26 protein-coding genes and 1 pseudogene are annotated in these 24,741 nt (G+C 70.7%); 19 read left to right on the forward strand and 8 right to left on the reverse strand.

The window, feature by feature from the left end; all coding sequences use genetic code 11:
- Positions 1-312 precede the first annotated feature (312 nt).
- The 5 genes and pseudogenes from AB0K52_RS05700 to AB0K52_RS05720 all read left to right on the forward strand — a co-directional run bounded on the left by AB0K52_RS05700 (position 313) and on the right by AB0K52_RS05720 (position 5,068).
- Positions 313-681, forward strand: coding sequence for an NADH-quinone oxidoreductase subunit A (locus AB0K52_RS05700; RefSeq protein ID WP_363526632.1), 369 nt, complete (start codon positions 313-315; stop codon positions 679-681).
- Positions 672-1,142 (forward strand): annotated as a pseudogene (locus AB0K52_RS05705) (NADH-quinone oxidoreductase subunit B family protein); the annotation flags it as partial. The gene AB0K52_RS05700 and the pseudogene AB0K52_RS05705, both read left to right, overlap by 10 nt.
- Positions 1,143-1,224: 82 nt before the next feature.
- The gene (locus tag AB0K52_RS05710; RefSeq protein WP_363526635.1) at positions 1,225-1,851 is read left to right on the forward strand and encodes an NADH-quinone oxidoreductase subunit C; all 627 of its coding nucleotides are present in this window, start codon (positions 1,225-1,227) and stop codon (positions 1,849-1,851) included.
- Positions 1,841-2,794, forward strand: a complete 954-nt coding sequence (locus AB0K52_RS05715) for a complex I subunit 1 family protein (RefSeq protein ID WP_363526638.1) — start codon at positions 1,841-1,843, stop codon at positions 2,792-2,794. Before AB0K52_RS05710 ends, AB0K52_RS05715 begins: the two co-directional genes overlap by 11 nt.
- Before the next feature lie 72 nt (positions 2,795-2,866).
- Positions 2,867-5,068, forward strand: a complete 2,202-nt coding sequence (locus AB0K52_RS05720; RefSeq protein ID WP_363526640.1) for a transglycosylase domain-containing protein — start codon at positions 2,867-2,869, stop codon at positions 5,066-5,068.
- Positions 5,069-5,153: 85 nt separating this feature from the next.
- Here the strand turns inward: AB0K52_RS05720 and AB0K52_RS05725 are convergent, their stop codons facing one another.
- Complete coding sequence (locus AB0K52_RS05725; protein ID WP_363526643.1) at positions 5,154-5,462, reverse strand: zinc ribbon domain-containing protein; 309 nt, start codon at positions 5,460-5,462, stop codon at positions 5,154-5,156.
- A 120-nt stretch (positions 5,463-5,582) separates the two neighbouring features.
- Positions 5,583-6,185, reverse strand: a complete 603-nt coding sequence (locus AB0K52_RS05730; protein WP_363526645.1) for a 5-formyltetrahydrofolate cyclo-ligase — start codon at positions 6,183-6,185, stop codon at positions 5,583-5,585.
- A gap of 169 nt (positions 6,186-6,354) precedes the next feature.
- On the opposite strand from AB0K52_RS05730, the gene AB0K52_RS05735 reads away from it, so the two are divergent.
- The 4 genes from AB0K52_RS05735 (at position 6,355) to AB0K52_RS05750 (ending at position 11,296) form a co-directional block, all read left to right on the forward strand.
- Positions 6,355-8,331, forward strand: coding sequence for a diguanylate cyclase (locus tag AB0K52_RS05735; protein ID WP_363526648.1), 1,977 nt, complete (start codon positions 6,355-6,357; stop codon positions 8,329-8,331).
- A gap of 126 nt (positions 8,332-8,457) precedes the next feature.
- On the forward strand, positions 8,458-9,348 hold the full coding sequence (locus tag AB0K52_RS05740) for a UTP--glucose-1-phosphate uridylyltransferase (protein ID WP_363526651.1): 891 nt from the start codon (positions 8,458-8,460) through the stop codon (positions 9,346-9,348).
- Positions 9,349-9,402: 54 nt separating this feature from the next.
- Positions 9,403-10,641, forward strand: coding sequence for a gephyrin-like molybdotransferase Glp (glp, locus tag AB0K52_RS05745; RefSeq protein ID WP_344469270.1), 1,239 nt, complete (start codon positions 9,403-9,405; stop codon positions 10,639-10,641).
- A gap of 25 nt (positions 10,642-10,666) precedes the next feature.
- On the forward strand, positions 10,667-11,296 hold the full coding sequence (locus AB0K52_RS05750) for a GNAT family protein (RefSeq protein ID WP_208496805.1): 630 nt from the start codon (positions 10,667-10,669) through the stop codon (positions 11,294-11,296).
- 138 nt (positions 11,297-11,434) lie between these two features.
- Here the strand turns inward: AB0K52_RS05750 and map are convergent, their stop codons facing one another.
- Complete coding sequence (map, locus tag AB0K52_RS05755) at positions 11,435-12,202, reverse strand: type I methionyl aminopeptidase (protein WP_363526654.1); 768 nt, start codon at positions 12,200-12,202, stop codon at positions 11,435-11,437.
- Between the two features lie 179 nt (positions 12,203-12,381).
- Between map and AB0K52_RS05760 the strand changes: the two genes are divergently transcribed.
- Genes AB0K52_RS05760 through AB0K52_RS05770 form a run of 3 tightly spaced genes read left to right on the forward strand, consistent with a single transcriptional unit; the run spans position 12,382 to position 14,465 of the window.
- Positions 12,382-13,515, forward strand: a complete 1,134-nt coding sequence (locus AB0K52_RS05760) for a 5-(carboxyamino)imidazole ribonucleotide synthase (RefSeq protein WP_363526657.1) — start codon at positions 12,382-12,384, stop codon at positions 13,513-13,515.
- The gene (gene purE, locus AB0K52_RS05765) at positions 13,515-14,027 is read left to right on the forward strand and encodes a 5-(carboxyamino)imidazole ribonucleotide mutase (RefSeq protein WP_363526660.1); all 513 of its coding nucleotides are present in this window, start codon (positions 13,515-13,517) and stop codon (positions 14,025-14,027) included. Before AB0K52_RS05760 ends, purE begins: the two co-directional genes overlap by 1 nt.
- Positions 14,028-14,075: 48 nt before the next feature.
- The gene (locus tag AB0K52_RS05770) at positions 14,076-14,465 is read left to right on the forward strand and encodes a Rid family hydrolase (protein WP_363526663.1); all 390 of its coding nucleotides are present in this window, start codon (positions 14,076-14,078) and stop codon (positions 14,463-14,465) included.
- A gap of 50 nt (positions 14,466-14,515) precedes the next feature.
- On the opposite strand, the gene AB0K52_RS05775 is transcribed toward AB0K52_RS05770, so the two are convergent.
- From AB0K52_RS05775 to AB0K52_RS05785, 3 genes are read right to left on the reverse strand one after another with little or no spacing between them, the layout of a single operon-like run.
- Positions 14,516-14,956 (reverse strand): nuclear transport factor 2 family protein, encoded by a 441-nt coding sequence (locus tag AB0K52_RS05775; RefSeq protein WP_363526665.1) that lies wholly within the window; start codon positions 14,954-14,956, stop codon positions 14,516-14,518.
- Between the two features lie 43 nt (positions 14,957-14,999).
- Positions 15,000-15,521 (reverse strand): HPP family protein, encoded by a 522-nt coding sequence (locus AB0K52_RS05780; protein WP_363526668.1) that lies wholly within the window; start codon positions 15,519-15,521, stop codon positions 15,000-15,002.
- Positions 15,522-15,551: 30 nt separating this feature from the next.
- Positions 15,552-16,094: a carboxymuconolactone decarboxylase family protein gene (locus tag AB0K52_RS05785; RefSeq protein WP_363526671.1), complete on the reverse strand. Its 543-nt coding sequence runs from the start codon at positions 16,092-16,094 to the stop codon at positions 15,552-15,554.
- A gap of 110 nt (positions 16,095-16,204) precedes the next feature.
- Here AB0K52_RS05785 and AB0K52_RS05790 point away from each other — a divergent pair, with 110 nt between their 5' ends.
- From AB0K52_RS05790 to AB0K52_RS05805, 4 genes are read left to right on the forward strand one after another with little or no spacing between them, the layout of a single operon-like run.
- Positions 16,205-16,726 carry a CGNR zinc finger domain-containing protein gene (locus AB0K52_RS05790; RefSeq protein WP_363526674.1) on the forward strand — a complete coding sequence of 174 codons (522 nt, stop codon included), beginning with the start codon at positions 16,205-16,207 and terminating at the stop codon, positions 16,724-16,726.
- A 15-nt stretch (positions 16,727-16,741) separates the two neighbouring features.
- The gene (locus tag AB0K52_RS05795) at positions 16,742-17,134 is read left to right on the forward strand and encodes a hypothetical protein (protein ID WP_363526677.1); all 393 of its coding nucleotides are present in this window, start codon (positions 16,742-16,744) and stop codon (positions 17,132-17,134) included.
- 16 nt (positions 17,135-17,150) lie between these two features.
- Positions 17,151-17,432, forward strand: a complete 282-nt coding sequence (locus AB0K52_RS05800) for a type II toxin-antitoxin system RelE/ParE family toxin (RefSeq protein ID WP_363526680.1) — start codon at positions 17,151-17,153, stop codon at positions 17,430-17,432.
- A 34-nt stretch (positions 17,433-17,466) separates the two neighbouring features.
- On the forward strand, positions 17,467-17,763 hold the full coding sequence (locus tag AB0K52_RS05805; RefSeq protein ID WP_363526682.1) for a HigA family addiction module antitoxin: 297 nt from the start codon (positions 17,467-17,469) through the stop codon (positions 17,761-17,763).
- Here the strand turns inward: AB0K52_RS05805 and AB0K52_RS05810 are convergent.
- Positions 17,760-18,923 (reverse strand): class I SAM-dependent methyltransferase, encoded by a 1,164-nt coding sequence (locus AB0K52_RS05810; RefSeq protein WP_363526685.1) that lies wholly within the window; start codon positions 18,921-18,923, stop codon positions 17,760-17,762. The genes AB0K52_RS05805 and AB0K52_RS05810 overlap by 4 nt on opposite strands.
- Positions 18,924-19,172: 249 nt before the next feature.
- Between AB0K52_RS05810 and groES the strand changes: the two genes are divergently transcribed.
- Together groES and groL are read left to right on the forward strand one after the other, a co-directional pair.
- Positions 19,173-19,472, forward strand: coding sequence for a co-chaperone GroES (groES, locus tag AB0K52_RS05815; RefSeq protein WP_270118789.1), 300 nt, complete (start codon positions 19,173-19,175; stop codon positions 19,470-19,472).
- 54 nt (positions 19,473-19,526) lie between these two features.
- On the forward strand, positions 19,527-21,164 hold the full coding sequence (gene groL, locus AB0K52_RS05820; RefSeq protein ID WP_363526688.1) for a chaperonin GroEL: 1,638 nt from the start codon (positions 19,527-19,529) through the stop codon (positions 21,162-21,164).
- A 302-nt stretch (positions 21,165-21,466) separates the two neighbouring features.
- Here groL and AB0K52_RS05825 read toward each other — a convergent pair whose 3' ends face one another.
- Positions 21,467-23,200 (reverse strand): ABC-ATPase domain-containing protein, encoded by a 1,734-nt coding sequence (locus AB0K52_RS05825; RefSeq protein WP_363526691.1) that lies wholly within the window; start codon positions 23,198-23,200, stop codon positions 21,467-21,469.
- Between the two features lie 190 nt (positions 23,201-23,390).
- Between AB0K52_RS05825 and AB0K52_RS05830 the strand changes: the two genes are divergently transcribed.
- Positions 23,391-24,011, forward strand: a complete 621-nt coding sequence (locus AB0K52_RS05830; RefSeq protein ID WP_081912923.1) for a response regulator transcription factor — start codon at positions 23,391-23,393, stop codon at positions 24,009-24,011.
- Positions 24,012-24,741: the final 730 nt, after the last annotated feature.

A 24,741-nucleotide genomic window follows, 5' to 3' on the forward strand; every position in this document is an offset into this window, starting at 1 on the left:
GGCCTCGCCGAGGTCCACGGGCCGGTCGAGCAGCATCGTGGCGGACCCGGCGTCGGCCCGGGGCAGCGTCGGTGCGCCGGCGGCGGTCATGTGCGGTGATCCCATTCCTGTTACCTGTTCCGTTCGCCCGCTCGGCCCCGGTTCGGGCGCTTCGCGGCGTACGGAGTGAATCCTCTTCGTACAACAACACGCCGCTGCGTGCCGCGCGGTTGCGCGCGGTGCGGCGAAGTTCCGCGAAGTCGCCGCGGAAATGCGCCGAATCGCCCGCGCGCACGGGTATCGCGAGCCTCCGTGCGCCGCTATCGTGTCGGTATGGACACCACCGGACTGAGCGATTACGCCGTCTTCGGGGCGCTCCTGCTCGCCGGTTTCGCGTTCGTGGCCGCCGCGATGACCGCCAATCGGCTCCTGCGGCCCAGCGCGCCCTCGAAAGCGAAGGGCCAGGCGTACGAATGCGGCGTGGACCCGGTCGGCAAGGACTGGGCGCAGGTCCAGATCCGCTACTACGTCTACGCGTTCCTGTTCGTGCTCTTCGCGGTCGAGGCGGTGTTCCTGTTCCCGTGGGCCGCGGTGTTCCGGGCCTTCGGAGCGGCCGCGGCGGTCGAGATGGGCGTCTTCGTCGGCGTGCTCGCCCTCGGCCTCGCCTACGCCTGGCGGAAAGGGGTCCTGCGATGGCGGTGAAACTCCCGTTCCCTTCGCGCACAACGGAGACGAATATCCTCGGCGAGCCGATCCGGTTCGTCCTCAACTGGGGCCGGCGCTATTCGCTGTGGGTCTTCAACTTCGGACTCGCCTGCTGCGCCATCGAATTCATCGCCGCCTCGATGAGCCGCCACGACTTCATGCGCCTCGGCGTGATCCCCTTCGCGCATTCGCCGCGCCAAGCGGACCTCATGGTCGTCTCCGGCACGGTCACCGACAAGATGGCACCGGCGATCAAACGCCTCTACGAGCAGATGCCCGAACCGAAGTACGTGATCTCCTTCGGCGCCTGCTCCAATTCCGGCGGCCCCTATTGGGACTCGTACTGCGTCACCAAAGGCGTCGACCAGATCATCCCGGTCGACGTCTACATCCCCGGCTGCCCGCCCCGCCCCGAAGCGCTCCTCCACGGCATCGGCGAACTCCAGAAGCAGATCGCCGAGGAACCGCTGCGGCGAAGCTTGCGAACCGAGCAACCGGCAGTGCGCAAACCCAGCCTGCGCCCGCTCGTGAGGAAGCCCGATGCCTGAGACCTGGGAAGACCGCGTCCGCGCCGCCCTCGGCCTCGAGGAGCTGGGCGCCGACGGCCCGCGCGCGGTCGCCGACGTCGACGCCAAGGACTGGCACGAGGCCGTGCGCGCCTGCCGCGACGAGCTCGGCTGCGACTTCTTCGACTGGCTCTCCGCGGTCGACGAGGGACCCGCCGATGCAGGCCACGGCTTCCGCGTCGTCGCCCACCTCTGGTCGGTGACCGAGCGGCGCGGCGTGCTCCTGCGCGCGCTCCTCGCCGAAGGCGCGGTGGCCTCCGTCGTCGACCTCTACCCCGGCGCGGACTGGCACGAGCGCGAGACCCACGAGATGTTCGGCGTCGACTTCCCCGGCCACCCCGACCTCCAGCCGCTCCTCCTCGCCCCCGAGTTCGAGGGCCACCCGCTCCGCAAGGACTTCGTCCTCGCCTCCCGCGTCGTCAAACCCTGGCCCGGCGCGAAAGAGCCCGGGGAAGGGCACGCCACGGTCCGCAAGCGCGCCCCCAAGAAACCCCCGGGCGTCCCCGACGACTGGATCGAGCCCGAAGGCGGCGCCGACGCGAGCGCTGAGCGCTCCGACGGCCCGAAAACGTCGCCGAAGGCGCGGCCCGATGCTCCTTGAGATCGCGGTCAAGCTCGCCGCCGTGCTCGCCGCGTTCCTGGTGCTGCCGTTGGTCGTCGGCCAGACCGAGCACAAGCTCATGGCCCACATGCAGGGCCGCCTCGGCCCGATGCACGCCGGGCGCTTCCACGGCTGGGCCCAGCTCATCGCCGACGGCGTCAAGTTCGCGCAGAAGGAGGACCTCGTCCCCGACGACGCCGACAAGCCCGTCTTCAAGCTCGCGCCCGCCGTCGCGCTCCTGCCGTACCTGCTGGTCATCCTCTTCATCCCGCTCGGCCCCGGCGACCTCGTCGGATCGAACCTCGACATGGGGCTGTTCGTCGTCGTCGCACTCGTCGGCGTCGGCGTGCTCGCGGTCCTCATGGCCGGCTGGTCCTCCGCGAACAAGTACACGCTCGTGGGCGCCCTGCGCGGGGCCGCGCAGCTCATGGCCTACGAGCTGCCGCTCGTGCTCGCCGCCGCCTCGGTCGCCGTCGCGGCCGGGACCTTGAGCCTGCCCGCGATCGTCGAGGCCTGGAACCCGTGGTGGCTGCTGTGGCAGGCCCCGGCCGCGCTCGTGTTCTTCACCGCCGGGCTCGCCGAGATCCGCCGCCCGCCGTTCGACGCGCCCATCGCCGACTCCGAACTCGTCTTCGGCTACCTCACCGAGTACGCCGGGCTCCGCTTCGCGCTGCTGCTCCTCGCCGAGTACGTGGGCATCGTCGTCATCTCGGCTCTCACGGCGGTGCTCTTCCTCGGCGGCTGGAAAGGCCCCGGCCCCGAATCGCTCGGCTGGGTCTGGACCCTGCTCAAGACCGGCGCGCTGGCCGGCGTCGTCATCTGGCTGCGGGTGGCCTGGCCGCGCCTGCGCGTCGACCAGATCCAGGCCCTGTGCTGGAAGGCCCTCGTCCCGATCGCGCTCGCGCAGCTCGTCCTCACCACGGCAGTCGCATTGGCCCTCTGAGCCACATCCGTCCCGTTAGGAACAGTTGCGGCCAGGACAACCCATTGGCGGGGTTCAGGCGTATTCCTCAGCATGGAGTCAGATCGAGACGACACCGGGACCGCGGATCCCGGACGCACGATCAACTTGCGGCCCTTCAGGAGGCGGCCCAAGGCCGAACCTGATGAGCCCCCGGTCAAGCCGCCGCGGGCGAAGCCGAAGCACCGCCGCAAGAAGCGCAAGATCGCCGCGCTCGGGCTCGCGGTCCTGATCCTGGTCACCGGCGTCGCCGTGGTCGGCTCGGTCTTCTACGCCACCGTCGACCTCCCCGAAGCCCTCGACGACGAGCTCAGCCAGGGCTCCACGGTCTACTACAGCGACGGCGAGACGGTCCTCGGCGAGCTCGCCGCCGAGCAGCGCACCTCCGTGGGCCTCGACGAGATCGCCGACGACGTCGAGCACGCCGTGGTCGCCGCCGAGGACGCCAACTTCTACGGGCACCCCGGCGTGGACGCCAAGGGCGTGCTCCGCGCGATCGTCAACAACGTCAAGGGCGGCGACCAGCAGGGCGCCTCGACCCTCACGCAGCAGTACGTCGGCCTCGTCGCGGACATCCGCGGCGACGGCTCCTACCTCCGCAAGGCCCGGGAAGCGGCCATGGCGATGAAGATGGAGGAGGAGTTCTCGAAGGACGAGATCCTCAACCACTACCTCAACATCGTCTACTTCGGACGCGGCGCGTACGGGGTGGAGGCCGCCGCGCAGGCGTTCTTCGGCAGCTCGGCCGCCGAGCTCTCCACCTCGCAGGCCGCGCTCCTGGTCGCCCAGATCAAGTCCCCGGACGGCCCCTTCGACCCGCGCGACCCCTACGGCCAGGGCGGCAGCACCGAGGCCGCGACCGAGCGCTGGGAGTACGTGCTCGACCAGATGGTCGCCACCGGCCGCCTCGAGCAGGTCAAGCGCGACGCGATCACCGTCCTCCCCGAGACCCTCGACCCGACCGACGACCCCGACGGGCTCGGCCCGGAGGGGTTCGTCACCAACGGGTACGTGCTGCGCGAGCTCGCCGCCGCCGGGATCGGCACCGACGAGGTCCTGCGCGGCGGCTTCGACATCGTCACCACCCTCGACGCCGACCTGCAGGAGCTCGCCGTCGAGCAGACCGGCATCCGCGAGGTCACCGCCGAGGACGAGGACATGGCGGCCGCGCTCACCGCCGTCGAACCGGGCACGGGTCGCGTCCTCGCCTACTACGGCGGCGAGAACGGCGCCGGGCTCGACCTCGCCGCCGACGTCGGCCACCGCCCCGGGACCGCGTTCAACACCGTCGTCCTCGCCGCCGCGCGCGAAGCGGGGATCGACGTGTGGTCCTCCGAACTCGACGGCTCCTCGCCCCGGCGGTTCGAGACCTACGTCGACGCCGAAGGCGAGCCGATGGACCTGGTGAACATCGGCGGGGCCCAGGAGCACGAGACCAGCCTGGTCGAAGCGGTCGGCCTGAAACTCGACACGCCCGTCTACGAAGTGGCGGAAGGCCTCGGCGGCGACGCGATCGCCCGCACCGCCGCCGCGCTCGGCATCGAGCGCATGTGGGACCCGCACGACCTCGACGAGCACGGCGTGGCCGCCGCGGTCGACCCGGCGCAGGACTCCGGGTTCCACCCGGACATCGGCATCGGCGCGTACCCGATCACCACGCTCGACGCCGCCGTCATGCACGCCACTCTCGCGACCGGCGAGGTCGTCGAGCCCTACTTCGTGGAGAGCGTCGTCGGCCGCGAGGCCGGGCACTACGACGCCGACCCGCCGGCACCCGCCGAGTTCGGACGCGGCCTCGCCGCGGAGGCGTTGGTCCCGCTCTACGAGAACGCCATGGAATACGGCGACTTCGAAGTGGCCGTCAACGCCTCTTCGACCTGGCACGCCGGCTTCTCCGACGGCCTCTCCCTCGCCGTGTGGGCCGGGGACGAGAAGAAGGAGGGCGACGGCTCCTCCCACAAGGGCACGATCGCCGAGAAGATCTGGTGGCACGTCATGAACGGCCGCTCCGACGAGTACCGCGTCTCGGGAGAAGCGCCGTGGCAGGACGAGGAAGGCGCCGTCTCCGAGGGGCCCGTCGAAGCAGAGGAGGACGAGGCGCAGGCCGAGCAGGACGAGCGCGACGACGCCGAGACCGAGGAGACCCGGGAGCCCGAGGCGCCCGAGACCGAGGTCGAGCCCTCAGCGGACCGAACGACCGAGGCCGCCGAGGAGCCGCCCACCGAGTCCGAGGACGCGGACTGGCCGTGGGGATAGGCCTGTGAACGCACCGGTGCCCGGCCGCTTCGAGCGGCCGGGCACCGGCGGAAGTTCAGATCCTGCGCTTCAGGAGAGACGTGGCTCAGGCGGCCTTCGCGGCGGGCTTCGCCTCGGACTTGGCCGGCTTCGCCTCGGACTTCGACCCCGACTTGGCATCGCTCTTCGCCCCGTTCTTGGAGCCGTTCGAGCTCAGCGAACTGGAGTCGGTCGAGCGGGAGTCGGTGCGGTAGAAGCCGCTGCCCTTGAAGGTCACGCCCACGTTCCCGAAGACCTTGCGCAGCGCGCCCTTGGCCTCGCAGTTCGGGCAGTCGGTGAGGCGTGCTTCGGAGAACGACTGGTGTTTGTCGAACTCGTAACCGCACTCCTTGCAGCGGTATTCGTAGACAGGCACTTCACGGACCTCCAGCAGTCAACACAAATCCCGATCGACATTAGCAGTCAACGCCGAAGAGTGCTAATCCCATCCCGCGCCGGAGGCGGTCCTCCAGCGCCGGGGCGCCGGGCGTGTGGCCTATCTCAACGAGGTGAACCCTGTCGCCGGGGTGATCACGCCCGTCACCGGCCGGTCGTGCGGCTCGGCCGGGACCAGGAAGCCGAACTCGCCGTCCCGCAGCAGCGCGACCACCGGCACGTCCGGCCCCACCCGCGCCAGCGCCCGGTCGTACGACCCGCCCCCGCGACCGAGCCGCATCCCATCATCCGAGACGGCGAGGCCGGGGACGATGACCGCCGCGGCCTGCTCGATCGCGTCCGGCGGGAGCACCGCGCCGCCCGGGTTCGGGCCGTCCCCGCCCTCCGAGTTCGCGTCCGGCTCCCCTTGCCCCCCAGGGCCTCCGGCCTCGCGCCAGGCGAGGTCCTTGTCGGGCATGAGCACCGGTTCGAGGACCTTGTAGACCACTGCGAGCCGTTCGGGCAGTTCGGGTTCGAGCGCCGCGCCCGGCTCCGAGCCGAACGGCCGGTACGCGGCCACGACGGCCCCTTCGTCCACGGCTTCGATGAGGAAGTCCCGCAATGCCTTCCATGTCGCCAGATCGGCGTAACCTCGCTGCTCCCCGGGCATCGCGTTCCGGGCCGCGAGCAGCTGCCGACGGGCCGCGCTCTTCGCCTCTTGCATGCCGTTTCCTTCCTTCAGTGGCCTGTACCTGGGAGGATTCCCCTGTATGGAGACCTCCACTCACCCTTTCGGTTAGTCCCATTCACATGGTGCCGTCATGGCCTGGCCGTGTCGTGTCGAGTCGGTTGCTCTAGGTAGTCTTCTAAGTAGTGAACTTGAGGGGGATTCGGTGTCGCTGCGCTCACGGCTCACCACGGCGTTCCTCGTCGTCGTGCTCGGGCCGGTCCTGGTGGGGGCCGTGTTCGTCGCTGCCGTCATGTCCCACCTGGCGGACTCGCGCGGGGAGGCGCTGGCGAACTCGGCGGTGACGATGGTCGACTCGACCCTGGGCACCATCTGCGAGCGCATCCAGGCTTCGGCTGCGGCGGTGGCATTGAACTACCGTAACGGCGATCAGGAGAACGCGGTCGAAATGGCGCAACTCCTCGTCGACCGGGCGGTGGTCGACGGCGTCGTCTTCTCCAGCCTCGCCTCGGTGAGCACGAGCCCGGGAACCGACATCGGCGCCGAGGCCCCGGAGGGCTCGTGGGTCGACTGCGGCGAGACCGTCGCCTACGCCGGCTCCGGCCCGATCGTGGCGCTCGGCGCGCAGGCCGAGGTCCAGAACTCGGACGGCTCCACCGCGGTATTCAGCGCCTTCCGCGAAGTCGACCAGGCCTTCCTGGCCCGCCTCGCGCGCGTCGCGGACGCCGACCTCATCCTCCAGGACTCCCGCCCCACACCGCTCGAGGTCGGCAGCGCCGACGCGGGCCGCTGGGACTTCACGGACTCGTTCCTGCCCTTGAGCATCGGCACGGTCGCCACCGACGTGACCCCCATGTACTGGACCCTCGCCGCGATGGTCACCGCCTCCGCGGTGTGCGCGGTCGGCCTGGCCGCGTGGCTCGCCCGCTCCACGACCCGGCCCCTCGCGGAGCTCTCGGCCGCCGCCGAGCGGGTCGCCCAGGGCGACCTCAACGTCCGCGTGCCGGTGCACGGCCGCGACGAGGTCGCGCAGCTCGCGTTCGCGTTCAACCGCATGACCGCCCAGACCCAGTCGTACGTCAACGCCCTCACCGCCTCCCGCGACCAGATGCGCGGCCAGCTCGGCCGCCTCGGCCAGACCCTCACCGCCACCCTCGACCTCGACCGCATCCTCGAGGTCATCCTCGACACCGCGATGGTCACCGCCGGGGCCGAGGCCGGCGTCATCATGCTCGTCGACGTGGACGACGCCGACCAGCTCCGCGAACGCGCCGGCGAAGGCGACCTCGGCCTCACCGAGCCCGCGTCCATCCGCATCGGCGAAGGCATCATCGGCGCGATCGCCGCCGGCGGCGTCCCCGCCCACGGCCGCATCATCGACGGCCGCTTCGAAGACCGCCACCGCGCCCCCACCGAACCCGACGCCCACACCATCGTCGCGGTCCCCTTCTCAGGCCGCCAACCGGTCGAACACGAGCGCACCGGCGGCTTCCGCTCCGCTGACTTCAGCGGCGCCCCCCGCACCGACGCCGGCGTCCTCGGCGTCCTCGTCCTCTACAACCGCATCGCCGGCGACGACTTCGAACCGGGCGACGTCGACACCCTCAAGACCTTCGCCGGGCAGGCCTCCGTCGCCGTCGAGAACGTGCTCCTGCACCGCCACGCCGAACGGCTGAGCCTCACCGACCCGCTCACGGGCCTGTGGAACTACCGGTTCATGCAGACCTCCCTGCGCCGCGAGGCCGAGCGCGCCCGCCGCTACCAGCGCCCCTCCGCGCTCCTCGCGATCGACCTCGACCGCTTCAAGACCGTCAACGACACGTACGGCCACCCCGTCGGCGACCAGGTCCTCACCGAGCTCTCCCGCCGCATCACCGCCCAGATCCGCGAAGTCGACCTCGCGTTCCGCCACGGCGGCGAGGAGTTCATGGTCCTGCTGCCCGAGACCGACGCGGGCGGCGCGTCCGTCGTCGCCGAGCGCCTCGGCCGGGCCGTGAACGCCCGCAAGTTCAAGGTCAACGACGCCTCCGGCGGCCGCGAACTCGACATCACCGTCTCGATCGGCGTCGCCGTCCTCGGCGAGCACGCCGACACCGCCACCGGCATCCTCGCCGCCGCCGACGAAGCCCTCTACGCCGCCAAGGCCGCGGGCCGCGACACCTGGCGAGTGGCCGCCGTCTGAACGCCGAGCGTCCACAAGGCTGCCGAGAAGCGGACCCTGCCGCCGGACCACCCGACATGAACGTTCACCCCTTGTTCGACAGGGTGGCTGACCGGCCACGCCGCGTGCGCACGCTACCCTCGCGGTATGTCTGCAACCGCGCCTCGTGCCACGAAAGCCGTCATCCCCGCGGCCGGCTTCGCCACCCGCTTCCTGCCGGTCACCAAGGCCATCCCCAAGGAACTCCTGCCGATCGTCGACAAACCCGTCCTCCAGTACATCGTGGAGGAAGCCGCCGCCGCCGGCGCCGATGACGTCACCCTCGTCACCGCCCCCGGCAAGGACGCCATGATCGACTACTTCGACGCCCGCGCCGACCTCGACAACGCCCTCAAGGCCAAGGGCAAGGACGCGATGCTCGCGAAGGTCAAAGAGCCCGAGTCCATCGCCGAGATCACCGCCATCCGCCAAGGCGGCGCCAAAGGCCTCGGCCACGCCGTCGGCCGCGCCGCCTCCCACGTCGGCGACGAGCCCTTCGCCGTCCTCCTCGGCGACGAGTGGTGCCACCTCGACGACAAGCTCCTGCCGCGCATGATCGACCTCCAGTCCGAGACCGGCGGGATCGTCCTCGCCCTCATCGAGGTCCCCGACGACCAGGTCTCCCGCTACGGCGTCGCCGCCGTCCGCCCGACCGACGCCGAGGACGTCGTCGAAGTCACCGGCCTCGTCGAGAAGCCCGCCCGCGAAGACGCGCCGTCCAACCTGATCCTCATCGGACGCTACGTCCTCCCCGGCTCGATCTTCCCGGTGCTCGAGCGGACCGAGCCCGGCAGCGGCGGCGAGATCCAACTCACCGACGCCATGGAGGCCATGCGCGCCAACGGGACCCCGGTCCACGCCGTCGTCTTCCGCGGCCGCCGCTACGACACCGGCGAGCCCGTCGCGTACCTCCAGACCCTGGTCGAGCTCGCAACCCAGCGGGACGACTTGCCCGGCTTCAACGCCTGGCTGCGCGAATTCAGTGCGACACTTGACTGACCCGGCGACCGCGAGGCGGCGCTGAGAGGAACTTGACCGACGGGGGGATGAGGAGTGAAGGGGACCGGCGAGGCGACGCCATTGGCCGACTTCCTGGCGAAGGCGCTGGCCCTGGTGCGTCCCCTGCCGCCGGTCGACATCGACATGACCCAGTCGACCGGGTCGGTCCTGGCCGAGAACGCGGTCAATCCCGGCCCGCTCCCCGCCTTCGACTACGCCGCGATCGACGGCTACGCGTGCAACGGCGACGACATCGCCGGCGCCAGCCCCGAACGCGGCGTGGGCCTCAAGGTCCTCGGCGACCTCGCCGCCTCCTCGTGGCGCCCCGTGCGCCTCGTCTCCGGCACCTGCTTCTCCGTCGCCGCCGGGGCCGCGCTCCCGGTCGGCGCGGACATGGTCGTGCCCCTCGCGTGGACCGACGAGGGCATGGCCACCGTCGACGTGCGGCAGGTGCCGCGCCGCGGACACGGCGTGCGCCGCATGGGATCCGAGCGGCCCTCAGGCGAGATCCTCGCCCACGAGGGCCGCCGCGTCACCCCCAACCTCATCGGCCTCCTCGCCGCCGCCGGCATCGCCGACGTCGTCGTGCGCCCCACCCCGCGCGTCGTCGTCATCGCCACCGGCGACGAGCTCGTGGACACCGGCCGCCCCTCGCAGCCCGGCCAGCTCATCGACGTCAACTCCCACCTCGTCACCGCCGCGGCCTCCGAGGCGGGCGCGCACGCCTACCGCGTCGGCATCTGCGACGACGAGCCCGACGCGCTCCGCTCGGTCCTCGACGACCAGATCCTCCGCGCCGACCTCGTCATCACCACCGGCGGCACCGGTCTCGGCCCCGGCGACATGGTGCGCCGCACCTTCTCCCGGGACGGCGCGGTCGACTTCAACCCGGTCGCCGTGTACCTCTGCGAGACCATGGGCTTCGGCACGATCGGCCCCGAAGAGGTCCCCGTCGTGTGCCTCCCCGGCGACCCCGTCGCGGCCACGATCGCGTTCGAGGTCATCGCCCGCCCGCTCATCCAGCGCCTCGCCGGAGCCGAGCCGGTTTTCCGGCCCAGCGTGCGCGCCAACCTGACCGAGCCCGTATCCTCACCGAGCGGGCTGCGCGAATTCCGGCCCGTCCGCGTCGCCGAGAGGCGCGGCGGCGGCTACACCGTCGCCCCGCTGGGGGCCACGTCCTACACGCTCTCCGGACTCGCCGAGGCGACCGGCCTCATGACGATCGGCGAGAACGCGACCCGGGTGCCCGCCGGCTCGACCGTAGACGTGCTGCTCCTGGACCGGAACCGATGATCGACAAGCCGCAGCTGGACAACGAATGACCCTCTCCAACCCCGGTTGGCCCGTGCACCTCCACCACGGCGACGTCAGCGTCCGCCCCTTCCGGCGCTCCGACGCCGCACGCTGGTCCGAGCTGCGCCGCGCCAACGAAGCCTGGCTCGCCCCTTGGGAACCCGGCACCGGCACGACCTGGCACGAGGCGCACTCGCCCGCCGCCTTCCGCGCCATGCTCCGCGGCCTCAAGCGCTCGATCAAGGACGGCACGAGCTGGCCCCTCGCCGTGTGCTGGCAGGGCGAGCTCTGCGGGGGCCTCACGGTCGGCAACATCGTGCGCCGCGCCTTCGGCTCCGCTTACGCGGGCTACTGGATCGACCGCGGCCACGCCGGGCGCGGCATCACCGCGACCGCGCTCGCGCTCGTCGTCGACCACGCCCTCACCGTCGGCCGCCTGCACCGCATCGAAGTGAACATCCGGCCCGAGAACGGCCCCTCGAACCGGGTCGCCGAGAAGCTCGGCCTCCGCCGCGAGGGCCTCCACAAGCGCTACCTCTACATCGACGGCGACTGGCGCGACCACTACGGCTACGCCGTCACCGCCGAGGAGATCACCACCGAGCGCATGATCGACCGCATGGCCCGCCTGGCGAGGACCGAAGCGGACCACTGAGGCGCCGCCCCGCCGTGAGAAACGCCGCACTTCAGCTCCGCTTCAGGTGATGCGGCATAGCTTGGAAACCGGGGATCCTTCCCTAGCCGAGCGACGCGTCCTCGGCGTGCCCGCCGGATCGCCCCTCGAGCCGGCCGCTCAGTCCCTCGCTGTGAGGATGATCGGCCCGTCCTCTGTGATCGCCACCGTGTGCTCCATGTGCGCGCCGCGCGAGCCGTCCGCGCTCCGCAGCGTCCACCCGTCCGGGTCGTAGACGATCTCGTCGGTCGTCTGCAGGAACCACGGCTCGATCGCGATGACCAGGCCCGGCTTGAGCTTCATGCCCCGGCCCGGGCGGCCGTCGTTGGGCACGTGCGGGTCGCCGTGCATGGTGCGGCCCACGCCGTGCCCGCCGAACTGCGTGTTCACGCCGAGGCCGTCGCCGCGCGCCACGGTCGCGATCGCGTGCCCGATGTCGCCGAGCTTGTTCCCCACCGTCGCCGCCGCGATGCCCGCCTCGAGCGCCCGCGCCGTCGTGTCGATCAAGTGCAGGTCCCGCTCGCTCGCGTTCCCGACCACGACCGACAGCGCCGAGTCCGCGACCCAGCCGTCCACTTCGGCGGCGAAGTCGAAGCTCACCAGGTCGCCGTCCTTGAGCTTGTAGTCGAACGGCAGGCCGTGCAGCACCGCGTCGTTCACCGACGTGCACAGCACCTTCCCGAACGGGCTCCCGCCGAACGACGGGTGGTAGTCCACATAGCAGGAGACCGCCCCGGCCTCCTTGATGCGGCGCGCGACCAGGTCGTCGAGTTCGAGCAGGTTCATGCCGACCTCGGCGGTGCGGGCCAGCTCGGAGAGGATCCCGGCCACGAAGCGGCCGGCCGGGCGCATCGCCTCGATCTCGGCGGGGGAGTAGTACTCGATCATGGCGGCCCTTCGGAACTCGGCAAAGCGTGTCCCCTCCATCATCACCGCTCGCGCCCGCCTCCGCCGCGAGCCCCCGCAAACTGCGACCGCCGAGACATCCCATCATCCTGTAAGGGTCCAGGTCACGCCACGTGCCGAACGCCGGGCCCGAGGTCGGGGCGGGCGTTACGCTCTGAGCCGTGGACGCCGCGACGCAACTTCCGACGGTGGGCATGATCGGCGCCGGTCAGCTCGCCCGCATGACCCACCAGGCCGCCATCGCCCTCGGCCAGAGCCTCAAGGTGCTCGCCGGCGACCCGGCCGAGAGCGCCGCGGTCGTCACCCCCGCGACGACCTTCGGCGACTACCGCGACACCGACGACCTCCGCGCGTTCGCGAAGGGCTGCACCGTGGTCACCTTCGACCACGAGCACGTCCCGCAGGACGCCCTCAAGACGCTCGTCGCCGAAGGCGTCGAAGTCCAGCCCCGCCCCGAGGCCCTGCTGTACGCCCAGGACAAGCAGGCCATGCGCACCCGCCTCGCCGCACTCGGCCTCCCCCAGCCGCGCTGGGCCCCGGTCGACTCCATCTCCGACGTCGAGGCCTTCGGCCTCCCGTGCGTCCTCAAGGCCGCCACCGGCGGGTACGACGGCAAAGGGGTGTGGATGATCGACACGCCCGGCGACGCGCAGGCCGTGCTCGCCTCCGGCATCCGCCTCATCGCCGAGGAGCGCATGGCGCTCCAACGCGAGCTCGCGATCCAGATCGCCCGCTCCCCGCGCGGCGAGACCGCCGTCTACCCCATCGTCGAGACGGTCCAGACCGGCGGCATCTGCACCGAGGTCATCGCCCCCGCCCCGCGCCTCACCGACGAGACCGCCGCCGAGGCCCGCCGCATCGTCGAGACCGTCGCGACCGAACTCGGCGTCTGCGGCATGCTCGCCGTCGAGCTCTTCCAGACCTCCAAGGGCCTCTTCGTCAACGAGCTCGCCATGCGGGCCCACAACTCCGGCCACTGGACCATCGAGGGCGCCCGCACCAGCCAGTTCGAGCAGCACCTGCGCGCCGTCCTCGACTACCCGCTCGGCTCCACCGAGACCGCCGCGCCCTACACCGTGATGGCCAACGTCCTCGGCGGCGCCCCCGGCGGCCCCCGCATCGACGAACGCCTCCAGCACCTCCTCGCCGAGGACCCGGGCGCGCACGTCCACCTCTACGGCAAGGCCGTGCGCCCCGGCCGCAAGATCGGCCACGTCACCGTCTGCGGCGACGACCCCGACGTGCTGCGGCACCGCGCCCTGCGGGCCGCCAAATGGCTCCAGGAAGGCGAGTAATGGCTGAGCAGAAACCCCGCGTCGGCGTCATCATGGGCTCGGACTCGGACTGGCCCACAATGGAACCGGCCACCGAGGTCCTCACCGAGTTCGGCGTCCCCTTCGAGGTCCGGGTCGTCTCCGCCCACCGCACGCCCCACGGCATGCTCAGCTACGCCGACTCCGCCGCCTCCCGCGGCCTCCAGGTCATCATCGCCGGCGCCGGCGGCGCGGCCCACCTGCCCGGCATGGTCGCGTCCGCGACCCCGCTCCCGGTCATCGGCGTGCCCGTCCCGCTCAAATACCTCGACGGCATGGACTCGCTCATGTCCATCGTCCAGATGCCCGCCGGCATCCCCGTCGCCACCGTCTCCATCGCCGGGGCCAAGAACGCCGGCCTCCTCGCCCTGCGCATCCTCGGCGCGAGCGACGAGCCCCTGCGCGACAAGCTCGCCAACTACCAGGTCGACCTCGAGCGCATGGTCACCGAGAAGGACGCGAATCTCCGCTACCGGATCGCGCACCCCGAATAACCTCGAAATCCGTTTTCAGCCGGGCGGCAACGGCCATAGACTCACGGTGTGTCCGACACTGAACTGCACCCCACCGGGGGCTATGAGCACGTGACCGTGGTCGAGGCCGGGCGGCTGGCGATGCTCGCCGGCCAGTGCCCCGTCGACGCCGACCAGCAGGTGGTCGGCATCGGCGACCTCGACGCCCAGATCGACCAGACCGCCGCGAACTGCCTCGCCGCCCTCGCCTCGGTCGGCGCGGCCGTCGACGACGTGGTCCGCTCGGTCGTCTACGTCGTGAGCGCCGACAGCGCCGCGATCGGCGCCGCCTGGCACCGCTTCGCCGAGCAGACCGACCTCGGCCCCGCCTTCAAGGCCGCGAGCACCGTCGTCGGCGTGACCGCCCTGGGCTACCCGGGCCAACTCGTCGAAGTCGACCTCACCGCGCGCCTCCCATAGGAACGGCGAGAGCCGGGCACCGCTCGTGGCGGCGCCCGGCTCCCCCCTTGTCAGCGTTCGCTGTCAGGACGCGGCCCGAAGATCGTCCGGTCCGCCTCCTCGATCGCGACGTCGTTGATGCTCGCCTCCCGGCGCCGCATCAGGCCCTCGGCGGTGAACTCCCACAGCTCGTTGCCGTAGCTGCGCCACCACTGGCCCTCATCGTCGTGCCACTCGTACTGGAACTTCACCGCGATCCGGTCGTCGGTGAACGCCCACAGCTCCTTCCGCAGCGCGTACTCGTGCTCCCGCGCCCACTTCGCGGCCAGGAACCGCTTGATCTCCTCGCGGCCGGTCAAGAACTCGGAGCGGTTGCGCCACACGGAATCCGGTGTGTACGCCAGCGCCACGCGCTCAGGATCGCGGGTGTTCCAGCCGTCCTCGGCGGCCTGCACTTTCGCGGCGGCGGACTCGGCGGTGAACGGGGGCAGGGGAGGTCGGGTCGCAGTCATCGTTGGTTCCTTTCAGGATGGGACTCGCAGGCAGCGGTTCGGTTTACCACCACTTGGCCGGATACCGGTGCGCGGGAAGGACGGTGCCGAGCGCCCAGCCCACGAGGACGGTGGCGGCGCTGGCGAGCAGGATCGGGTCGAGCAGGAACCACCAGGACGGACCGGTCGCGCCGATGAGCGCCGCGGTGGCGGTCGCGGGCGGGTGCGGTGCTTTGAGGAGCATCATCGGCGCGGTCGCGAGCCCCGCGGCGACCGCGGCGGTCCAGATGGACGGCCCGAGCACCGCGACGGCGGCGAGCCCCATGACCCCGGCGCTCACCTGTCCGATCAGCATGGCGCGGGGCTGCACGAACGGCGCCTGCGGCGCGACCGCGATGATGCCCACGGCCGCCACCCACGGCAGCGCGAACAACGCGGCTCCGGTCCCGGCCTGGAGTGCGGCCAGGGCGAGCAGCCCGGCCAGTCCGGCGATCGTCGGCACGAGGACCTTCGCCCAAGCGGGCGTCGCGGTCTGAGCGTTCAGGGGTTGGGTTTTCAGGGGCGGGGTTTTCAGGGGCGCGGTCATGGGGGTTCTCCGTTGTCTTGCTAGGCGGGGCTAGTGGTCGTGCCGGACGACCGGCCAGTCGATGTCGGTGTCGGCGGTCTTGTTGAAGTAGTTGGTGAACACCTGGAGCGCGACGTTGGCGACCACTTCCGCGATCTCCTCGTCGCTGAGCCCGGCTTCGCGGGCGGTCTTCAGCTCGGCGTCCTCGACGCCGCCCTTGCCGCGGAGCACGGCCCGCGCGAACGCCAGGGCCGCAGCGGATTTCGGCTCCTCGGCCTCGCCGCGGCGGGCGGCGGCGATCTCGTCGGCGCCGAGCTTGGCGACGTTCTCGGCGAGGTAGGTGTGGGCCGAGAGGCAGTAGTCGCAGCCGTTCTCCTGCGCCACGAGGAGCGCCAGCCGCTCGCGCAGGTGGGCGGGCAGCACGCCGGCGGCGAGCGCGCCGGAGAAGCCGAGGTAGGCCTTGAGGACGGCGGGGCTGTTGGCCATCGCCTTGGTCATGTTCGGGGTGACGCCGAGGGCCTTCTGGACGCCGTTGAGGAGGGCGGCGGCTTCGCCGGTGGCGGTCTCGGCCTGGAGCAGGGGGAGGCGTGACATGGTCGTGATCCTTCGTGATTAACCGTCTAACTTGATTTAGCCGGTTGATGTCGAGAACACTAGCGCCGCAACTAACCGCCTACAAGAGTTTTATCGGTTATACTTGGGAGATGACCGTCACGCGCCCGCTCACGGGAGAACCCCTGCCGCTCGACCTCCTCGACACCACCTGGATGGAGGACGGCGCCCGCCGCGACATGTTCGACACCCCTGGGGCCCTGCAGGACTGGCTCGCCGACCGCGACTTCCCGACGGACGCCCCCGAAGCCGAAACGCGCACCCACCTCACCGAGGCGAGGGAGGCGATCCGGGCCGTGCTCGAGCACCGCGACGACGGCGAGCCGAGGCTGAACGCGGTCCTCGCCCAAGGGATGCGCCGCCTCCAACTGGTCGACGGCAAGCCCCAGACCTTGGACGTGGTGGACGACCCCGCCGCACTCCCGGGCTGGACCTGCGCCGTAGCGCTCCTTGACCTCCTCGAACGCAAACCCGACCGCATCCGCAAGTGCGCCAACCCGAACTGCATCCTCTGGTACCTCGACACCACCCGCAACGGCAGCCGCCGCTGGCACTCCATGGAGACCTGCGGAAACAGGGCAAAAGCCAAACGCTTCCAAGACCGCCACGCCTGAGAGAATGCTGCGCATATGAGCCGAATACCGGAGCCAACCCGACGACAGCGCCTGCGCGAACTGATCGACGACCACCGCCGGACTCACGGCGATTTCACGGCCGCGGAGCTCACCGAGGCCCGCCAAGCGCTCTACGGTGCTGGAGAAGCGACCGCCGTGAGTTCAAAGGTCGAGGGTGGCGGCGTCGGGTATCCGATAACGGTGACGGCAACGGCGCGGGTGAGTGGCTGGGAGCTGCGCATCGGGGACGTCGGTGTCACTCGAGTCGCAAGCGTTGGAGACGCGGAGGCGGCGGTGCGGGACTACCTCGAACTCGACGGGCTCGACCGCGATGCGCCGCTCGACATCACCTTCAAGTTCCGAGGTCGCCACGCTCCCGAGTGCGAACGCTCGACGTTATTAACGTGATGCGTTACTATTGGTTGTGCTTAGATCATTCGCCGACAAAGAAGCCGAGCGGATCTTTGAGAGGAAGCGATCGAGGAAGTATGACGATGCTACGCAGCGCGCCGCGCTCAAGAAGCTGCTGATTCTCGACGCGGCCGAGACCCTCGAGGACCTTCGGGTGCCGCCCGGCAACCGCCTTGAGAAGCTGAAAGGCGACCGCGAAGGGCAGCACAGCATCCGGGTCAACCAGCAGTGGCGTGTTTGCTTCCGCTGGACGGATGCAGGCCCGGAGGGGGTAGAGATCGTTGACTATCACTAGATTGAGGTTGAAGCGACACGGGAAGGGGAGGCCGATGGAAGCGTTGATGCCACCGATTCATCCGGGGGAGATCCTGGCTGAGGAGTTCCTGGAGCCCTTGGGTATCACGCCTTATCGGCTTGCGAAGGAGCTTGATGTACCCGCCCCGCGGATCGGCGAGATCCTGCATGGCAGGAGGCGCATCACCGCTGACACCGCCCTGCGGCTCGCGCGGTACTTCGGCACCTCGGATCGGTTCTGGATGAACCTCCAGAATCGCTACGACCTCGAGATCGAGCGCGATCGGCTCGGGAACGAGCTACGTCGGATCAAGCCGTTCGCCGCCGCTTAAACCTCTGCGCAGAGGATTGCCGCGTGAGACTCGCCAAGCCGCGTGAGGACTAGTGTCGCTTCGTTGGTTCCCTTGAGCTTCAATTGCTTCCGCAGGGCTGCCGGGTCGATGCCGGTGCCCCGCTGCTTGATCGTGAGGCGGCCGATACCGCGTTCCGCCAGTAGGGCCTTGAGCTTCTTGGGGTGGAGGGGCCAGACCTCCTCCACCTTCCAGGCCCTCGCGAACGGGGTCTCGATCAGGTTGTCGCCGTAGAGGTAGGCGATGGTCTCGTGGGCGGTGTTCGCTTCCAGTCGTTCCGCCAGTTCGGCGACCAACCCCGCCCGGATCACCGCCCCGTCCGGTTCGTACAGGTAGTCCGCGATCTCGCCGACCACTGCCCGCTCCTCGCCGCTGCCCGTCAGCTCGTGCCACTCGCCCGCCTTGCACACGCTGGCGCGCCTCGGCACCTCGGCCGCCTCGCCCAGCCACAGGCACGCCTCGACCACGTCCCGGTCCACCGAGACCCATTCCGCTTCGGCGCCTTCGGGAATCCACCCATGGCTGATTCCCGGGCCGAGTTTCAAAGCGGCGAATCGGGTCTTCGACATGTGCGCGAGCAGGGTATCGAGTGGCGGCGAGTAGTCCGCCGGGTTGAAGTTCCTCGTGCCGCCCGACCGGCGCGCCGGGTCCGCGAAGGCCGATTCGGCGAGCGGGGTCCGCAGCGCGTCCCCGACCGCGACCTCGAACCGCAGCCCCAGCGCCTCGGAGTTCGCTCTCGCGTACGCGGCCGTCTCCTCGCTCATGTCCACGGCCTCGACCCGCATGCCCGCCTCAGCGAACGCCAGGGCCTCCGTGCCGAGCCCGCAGCACAGGTCGGTCACCTCGCCCGCGTGCGCGGCGAACCGCGCCGCCCGCCGCTCCGCGACGACCCACCGCGTGGCCTGCTCGAGACCCGCCCGGGTGAAGAACAGCCGCTCGGCGCGCGCGCCGAACTTGGCCGCGGCGTGCCGGCGGAGGTCGGCGAGGGTAAGGGCGGCGGCGGCGAGGTCCGGTGCGACGCCGGCCTTGCGGAGCGCGAGCGGGGCGCGGTCGCCGTCGCGGACGAGGGCCTCGGCGGCGGTTCGCTGAAGCTCGGGGTCGGCCCGGAGGGCGGCGAGCAGGCTGGGTTCCACGGGTTTCATGATCCCTCACCGGCGGTGCCCGCGGGCGCGGGGCTATGACTTCGAAGACCCCGTGTTGACGCCCCCACCTGGGGGAACTATCTTGACCCTTAGCACTCGCAGACCGAGATTGCTAAGCGCTATGATCGGCTTGGCACTCTCGCCTCGAGAGTGCCAACAGCCACGGGCCGGTGCCTCGGCACCCGCGACGACGAGACCCGTGCCGTCGTGGCGACATCCGTATTGAACACGCAGGTTTGGAGAAACCAAGTGAGCAAGGCTGCCATCAAGCCGCTGGGCGACCGCATCGTGGTCCAGGCGAACGAGGCCGAGACCACCACCGCCTCCGGGCTGGTCATCCCCGACACCGCCAAGGAGAAGCCCCAGGAGGGCACCGTTCTGGCCGTGGGCCCGGGCGCCTTCGACGACAAGGGCAACCGCCTCCCGATCGACGTCAAGGTCGGCGACGTGGTCATCTACTCCAAGTACGGCGGCACCGAGGTCAAGTACAACGGCGAGGAGTACCTGGTCCTGTCCTCGCGCGACGTCCTCGCGGTCGTCGAGAACTAGCACGTTCCGGGCCCTTCACCTGAAGGGCCCGCTCGTGTCTTAGGAAGGGAAACCATGCCGAAGATTCTCAACTTCGCCGAGGACGCGCGGCACAACCTGCTGCACGGCATCGACCACCTCGCCGACACCGTCAAGGTCACGTTGGGCCCCAAGGGCCGCAACGTGGTCCTCCAGCGCTCCTTCGGCGCGCCGCTGATCACCAACGACGGCGTGACCATCGCCAAGGAGATCGAGCTCGCCGACCCGTACGCCAACCTCGGCGCGCAGCTGGTCAAGGAGGTCGCGACCAAGACGAACGACGTCGCGGGCGACGGCACCACCACCGCGACCGTGCTCGCTCAGAAGATGAGCCGCGCGGGCATCAAGGCGGTCACGGCCGGGGCGAACCCGATCGCGATCCGCCGGGGCATCGAGGCCGCCGCGAACGCCGTGTCCGAGGAGCTGCTGGCCCAGGCCATCCAGATCGACTCGCACGAGCACATCGCGCAGGTCGCGGCCGTCTCGGCGCAGGACCCGGAGATCGGCGAGCTCATCGCGAAGGCGATGGACGCGGTCGGCGCCGAGGGCGTCATCTCGGTCGAGGACGGCTCCAGCCTGGAGACCGTGCTCGAGGTCACCGAGGGCATGCAGTTCGACAAGGGCTTCATCTCGCCGAACTTCATCACCGACCAGGATTCGCGCCAGACGGTCTTCGAGGACCCCTACATCCTCATCACCAACGCCAAGGTCGGCTCCATCGAGGAGCTGCTGCCGGTGCTGGAGCGGGTCGTCGAGACCTCGAAGCCGCTGCTGATCATCGCCGAGGACGTCGAGGGCCAGGCCCTCGCGACCCTGACGGTGAACGCCCTGCGCGGCACCCTGCGCGTGTGCGCCGTCAAGGCCCCGGCCTTCGGCGACCGCCGCAAGGCCATCCTGGGCGACATCGCGGCCCTCACGGGCGCCGAGGTCATCTCCTCCGAGGTGGGCCTCGAGCTCAAGGCCGCCGACCTGTCGCACCTGGGCCGGGCCCGCCGCGTCACCGTTTCCAAGGACGCCACCACGATCGTGGACGGCGCCGGGGAGAAGGATGCCGTCGACGCCCGCATCGCGCAGATCAAGCAGCAGGCCTCCACGACCGAGTCGTCCTGGGACCGCGAGAAGCTCGAGGAGCGCCTCGCGAAGCTCTCGGGCGGCGTCGCCGTCATCCAGGTCGGCGCGGCCACCGAGGTCGAGCTGAAGGAGCGCAAGCACCGGATCGAGGACGCGGTCAACGCGACCAAGGCCGCGGTCGAGGAGGGCATCGTCGCCGGCGGCGGCGCGGCCCTGGTGCACGCGATCAGCGTGCTCGAGAAGATCGAGCTCGACGACGAGGAGGCCCGCGTCGGCCTCAAGATCGTCGAAGCGGCGCTGTCGGAGCCCTTGCGCCGCATCGCGGTCAACGCCGGCGAGTCCGGCGACGTGATCGTGAACGCGGTCGAGGGCAAGGGCTGGCGCGAAGGCTGGAACGCCGCCACCGGCGAGTACGAGGACCTGGTCTCGGCCGGCATCCTCGACCCGGTGAAGGTCACCCGCAACGCGCTGCTCAACGCCGGTTCGATCGTCGGCATGCTGCTGACGACCGAGGTGACGATCGTGGACAAGCCCGAGGAAGAGGCGGAGGAGGCCGGTCACGGCCACTCCCACTCCCACGGCGGGCACGGCCACTCGCACTAGCGCCCGGCCGGCTCCGACCGGCAACCGAGCGAACGCAAGGCCGCCGACATCGTCGGCGGCCTTGCCGCGTTTTCCGGCCCCCGGTTTAGCCGCTGGTCGAGCGGGGGGTCGGAACCGCAAGTGTCAACATCCCGACAGTTAGTCGCACTACTGTCGGGAAACCGATAGAGTTCAAGTGCCTTCGCGGCCTTTGGGGATCGGAGCCGCGAAGGCGCTTTTTTGTCTCGAAACAGAGGTTCAGCCGCCTGGAGCCAGGTGTTTCGCGCTCCTCCCGGTCGCCCGGGTCCACCAGGGCCGCAACCTCACTCGCTCTCGCGCACCCGCAGCTCCCGCATCCGGTTGAGCGTCGCCGCCACCTCGTGCCGGCGCGGCACCGCCAGGTCGATGTCCCTGATCCGCAGCAGCTCCTCCTCGCCGCCGGCGTCCAGGGCCTCGTCCAAGCGGTCGAGGACCTCCGCGACGGTCGCCTCGCCGTCGATCCAGCCGTGCCGCGCGGCCGCCTCGATCGCCAGCCCGATCCCGGTGGTCATCGCCGGGTCGGTGATCTGCTCCACCGATCGCACGTCCACATCGGACTCGCCGAACCGCAGCCCGTCCGTGCCCCCGGCCTTGATCTTCTGCTTCCCCCGCGACTCGGACGACACCGACCGCGGGTCGATCACGCGCGCCCGCGGCATCCGGAACCCCTCGGCCTCGACCCGGCGCCCGGTCGGCTTGGCCGCCAACGCCTTCGCCCGCTCGGTCACGTCCTCGGGCCGGTACGCGTCCATGAGGATCACCCGGTCGGCGACGTCCATGTAGTCGCCCGAACCGCCCATGACGAGGATCGTCGCCACCCCGTGGTCGTCGGCCATCGACCGCACCAGGTCCACCAGCGGCGTCAGCGGCTCGCGGTCCTTCGCCACGAGCTCCTGCATCCGCGCGTCGCGGATCATCAGGTTCGTCGCGGCCGTGTCCTCGTCGATCAGCAGCGCCTTCGCGCCCGCCTCCAGCGCCTCGACCACGGCGGCGGCCTGCGAGGTCGAACCGGACGCGTTCTCGGTCGTGAAATGCCGCGTGTCGTCGCCGCTCGGCAGGTGGTCGACGAACGCGTGCACGTCGACGCCCGTCACCGCGCGCCCGTCCTCGGCCCGGATCTTCACCGCCGACCGGTCCGCGACCACCAGGTCCCGGCCGTCCCCCGGGATGTGGTCCCACACCCCGGACTCCAGGGCCCGCAACAGGGTCGACTTCCCGTGGAAGCCGCCGCCGACGATCAGCGTGACTCCCGGCCCGATCCCCATGCCGCGCACCGCGCCCGCGTGCGGCAGCTCGAACTCCACCGCGAGCGAGTCCGGGCTCACGAACGGCACGCCCGACTCCAGCGGCCGCTGGTCCACGCCCGAACGACGCGCGAGCATCGACCCGTCCGCGACGAACGCCACCAGGCCCGCCGCCGCCACGGACTCCCTGAGCGCCTTCACATCGTCCGCGTGGCGCGTCCACACCAGCACGTCCTCCTCAGGCACCGACAGCGCCTCGTCGGCCGCGTCCGGCAGGATCTCGCACAGCAGCCGCGCCGCCTGCCGGCCCGCGATCCGCCGCCCGTGCCCGGGGAACTGCGCGCCGAGCCGGAACACCACCGACCCGTCCGCGCCCACCGTGCACGAGGCCCGCCGCAGGATCTCCTGCCCGCCGCCGTCGATCCTCAAGTCCCTTGTGGGGCAGGCCTTCCTGAACCGCTTGGCGAGCAGCACCGCCAGCGCCCGCCGCCGCTCCGGCGTCGCGTACCAGTCTTCGAGCAGGTCAGCGGCCTCGGCGTCGAACTCGAGGGCGACGCGGCTCGGGGGCGCGTACGGGTCCGACTGGACCCGGGAAATGTCCAGAATCGCCGGACCTGCCCACCATTTGCCACGCAAGGATTTATATCGGCCGTAACTCGTACCTTCCAGGGCCGTTAGTTCGTTAGACAGGTCATGGCGAGGTGGATGTGAACGATGGTCACCAAAATCGCGGGACTCGGCTCGGTACGGTCGTCCGCCTCTTCGCTGTGTCATGCCCCCAGTTTCCCATCCGGGACGAGGAACTCGCGTCAAGCGAGACCGAACACCATGCGTCCACGCCCCGCCCCGGAACCTCGAAAAGTCACTCGAAAAATCCGCGCGAACTCGCGTCATGGCGGCGGACCGCCTGCGTGCTGGTAACAGAGAGACACGCACGGCCTACCGCAGCGAAAGGTAGAACAAAGTGAGAACCGTACTGGTCTGTGTTAAGACTCCTCAAGCCGGACAGAAGATCTCGGCCTGCGCGACCCGCATGGGCCTGGCTCAGGCGGTCAAGTCGGTTGAGGGCTCGCCCGAGCTCTTCCTCGAGCTCGGCCGCCGCCAAGTGGACGTGGTGCTGGTCGACGTGGCCTTGGCCGCGCCCGACCCGGTCAAGTTCGTCAAGACCGTCCGCGCCCGCTCGCCCCGTACCGGGGTCCTCCTGTCCGGCGCGGCCGACCCGCGCACGGCGGCCATGGTGGTCGCCGCGGGCGCCCGGGGTGTCATCCGCACCCCGTCCAACAATTCCGACGACCTGCTGGTCGCGCTGGCGCAGGCGATCATGTTCGCCTCGCCGACGCTCCAGCGCGTCACCGAGACCGTGCCGCGGCAGCGCTCCACGCTGCAGGGCATGAAGCTCACGGAGCGCGAGCTCCAGGTCCTGCGGGGCATGAGCGAAGGGAAGTCGAACGCGGAGATCGGGCGCGACCTGTTCGTCTCCGAGGACACCGTCAAGACCCACGCGCGGCGCATGTTCCGCAAGCTCGGCGCGCGCGACCGGGCCCACGCGGTGGCCGAGGCCTTCCGTTCCGGCCTCGTCTGCTGACCATCCGCTCCGCGTCCCGACTGGCAGGGGAGGACGCGACCGTTCCCCGGATTTCAAGGCGCGCAACAGGTCCGTGATGACCGGCAGGGTCACGCCCGGCGGCGCGCGACGCGGGTCGCACAGCAGCACCCGCCGCTAGGCAGTACAGCTTCACAGCGGTGACAAGACAGGACCGAGGAATCCGCGGGGCGAGGGGGCCCCGCGGCACGGTCCCCCATGACCGCAACGGCCGCTTCACGATCGGGCCGAAACCGGACCGCACGTGACCGCGGGGGACACCCATCGTCCCGAGCGGGCGCGCGACCGTGCTCAGGCCCGCAAGGCCCCGCGCTCCGAAGGGCGGCTCGCTCGTCGCAGCGAGACCGCCCGTGCCGGGCGGACGCCGCGGCGACAGACTCTGGCCCCGCTCCAAACGAGACCGACTCGAGCAGACGCTCGTCGCGCACGCTGGGCGGCGCGCTCCGGTCCAAGCGAGGCCGCCCGCGATGAAGCGCCTCGGCGTGGCCGCGAACGCCGGCCGACCGGACTCAGTTCGGCGCTGCCGCCGGCGGCCGGGCGAATCCGAGCCGACGCTCGTCGTGCACGCTGGGCGGCGCGCTCCGGTCCAAGCGAGGCCGCGGCGATGAACGGCACGGCGTGAGGGCGAACGCCGGCCGACCGGACTCGATTCGGCGCTGCCGCCGGCGGCCGGGCGAATCCGAGCCGACGCTTGTCGTGCACGCTGGGCGGC

This window comes from Glycomyces sp. NPDC049804 (genome assembly GCF_040674615.1).
Lineage (GTDB): Bacteria > Actinomycetota > Actinomycetes > Mycobacteriales > Micromonosporaceae > Glycomyces > Glycomyces niveus.

Excerpts from the sequence above, each read along its gene's own strand:
- AB0K52_RS05750 (WP_208496805.1), top strand. The coding sequence starts at position 10,667 with ATGACCCTCTCCAACCCCGGTTGGCCCGTGCACCTCCACCACGGCGAC.
- AB0K52_RS05785 (WP_363526671.1), bottom strand. The coding sequence starts at position 16,094 with ATGTCACGCCTCCCCCTGCTCCAGGCCGAGACCGCCACCGGCGAAGCC.
- map (WP_363526654.1), bottom strand. The coding sequence starts at position 12,202 with ATGATCGAGTACTACTCCCCCGCCGAGATCGAGGCGATGCGCCCGGCC.
- AB0K52_RS05730 (WP_363526645.1), bottom strand. The coding sequence starts at position 6,185 with ATGCAAGAGGCGAAGAGCGCGGCCCGTCGGCAGCTGCTCGCGGCCCGG.
- AB0K52_RS05710 (WP_363526635.1), top strand. The coding sequence starts at position 1,225 with ATGCCTGAGACCTGGGAAGACCGCGTCCGCGCCGCCCTCGGCCTCGAG.
- AB0K52_RS05825 (WP_363526691.1), bottom strand. The coding sequence starts at position 23,200 with ATGACACAGCGAAGAGGCGGACGACCGTACCGAGCCGAGTCCCGCGAT.
- AB0K52_RS05720 (WP_363526640.1), top strand. The coding sequence starts at position 2,867 with ATGGAGTCAGATCGAGACGACACCGGGACCGCGGATCCCGGACGCACG.
- purE (WP_363526660.1), top strand. The coding sequence starts at position 13,515 with ATGGCTGAGCAGAAACCCCGCGTCGGCGTCATCATGGGCTCGGACTCG.
- groL (WP_363526688.1), top strand. The coding sequence starts at position 19,527 with ATGCCGAAGATTCTCAACTTCGCCGAGGACGCGCGGCACAACCTGCTG.
- AB0K52_RS05795 (WP_363526677.1), top strand. The coding sequence starts at position 16,742 with ATGAGCCGAATACCGGAGCCAACCCGACGACAGCGCCTGCGCGAACTG.
- AB0K52_RS05790 (WP_363526674.1), top strand. The coding sequence starts at position 16,205 with ATGACCGTCACGCGCCCGCTCACGGGAGAACCCCTGCCGCTCGACCTC.
- AB0K52_RS05700 (WP_363526632.1), top strand. The coding sequence starts at position 313 with ATGGACACCACCGGACTGAGCGATTACGCCGTCTTCGGGGCGCTCCTG.
- AB0K52_RS05805 (WP_363526682.1), top strand. The coding sequence starts at position 17,467 with ATGGAAGCGTTGATGCCACCGATTCATCCGGGGGAGATCCTGGCTGAG.
- AB0K52_RS05775 (WP_363526665.1), bottom strand. The coding sequence starts at position 14,956 with ATGACTGCGACCCGACCTCCCCTGCCCCCGTTCACCGCCGAGTCCGCC.
- AB0K52_RS05715 (WP_363526638.1), top strand. The coding sequence starts at position 1,841 with ATGCTCCTTGAGATCGCGGTCAAGCTCGCCGCCGTGCTCGCCGCGTTC.
- AB0K52_RS05810 (WP_363526685.1), bottom strand. The coding sequence starts at position 18,923 with ATGAAACCCGTGGAACCCAGCCTGCTCGCCGCCCTCCGGGCCGACCCC.
- AB0K52_RS05740 (WP_363526651.1), top strand. The coding sequence starts at position 8,458 with ATGTCTGCAACCGCGCCTCGTGCCACGAAAGCCGTCATCCCCGCGGCC.
- AB0K52_RS05780 (WP_363526668.1), bottom strand. The coding sequence starts at position 15,521 with ATGACCGCGCCCCTGAAAACCCCGCCCCTGAAAACCCAACCCCTGAAC.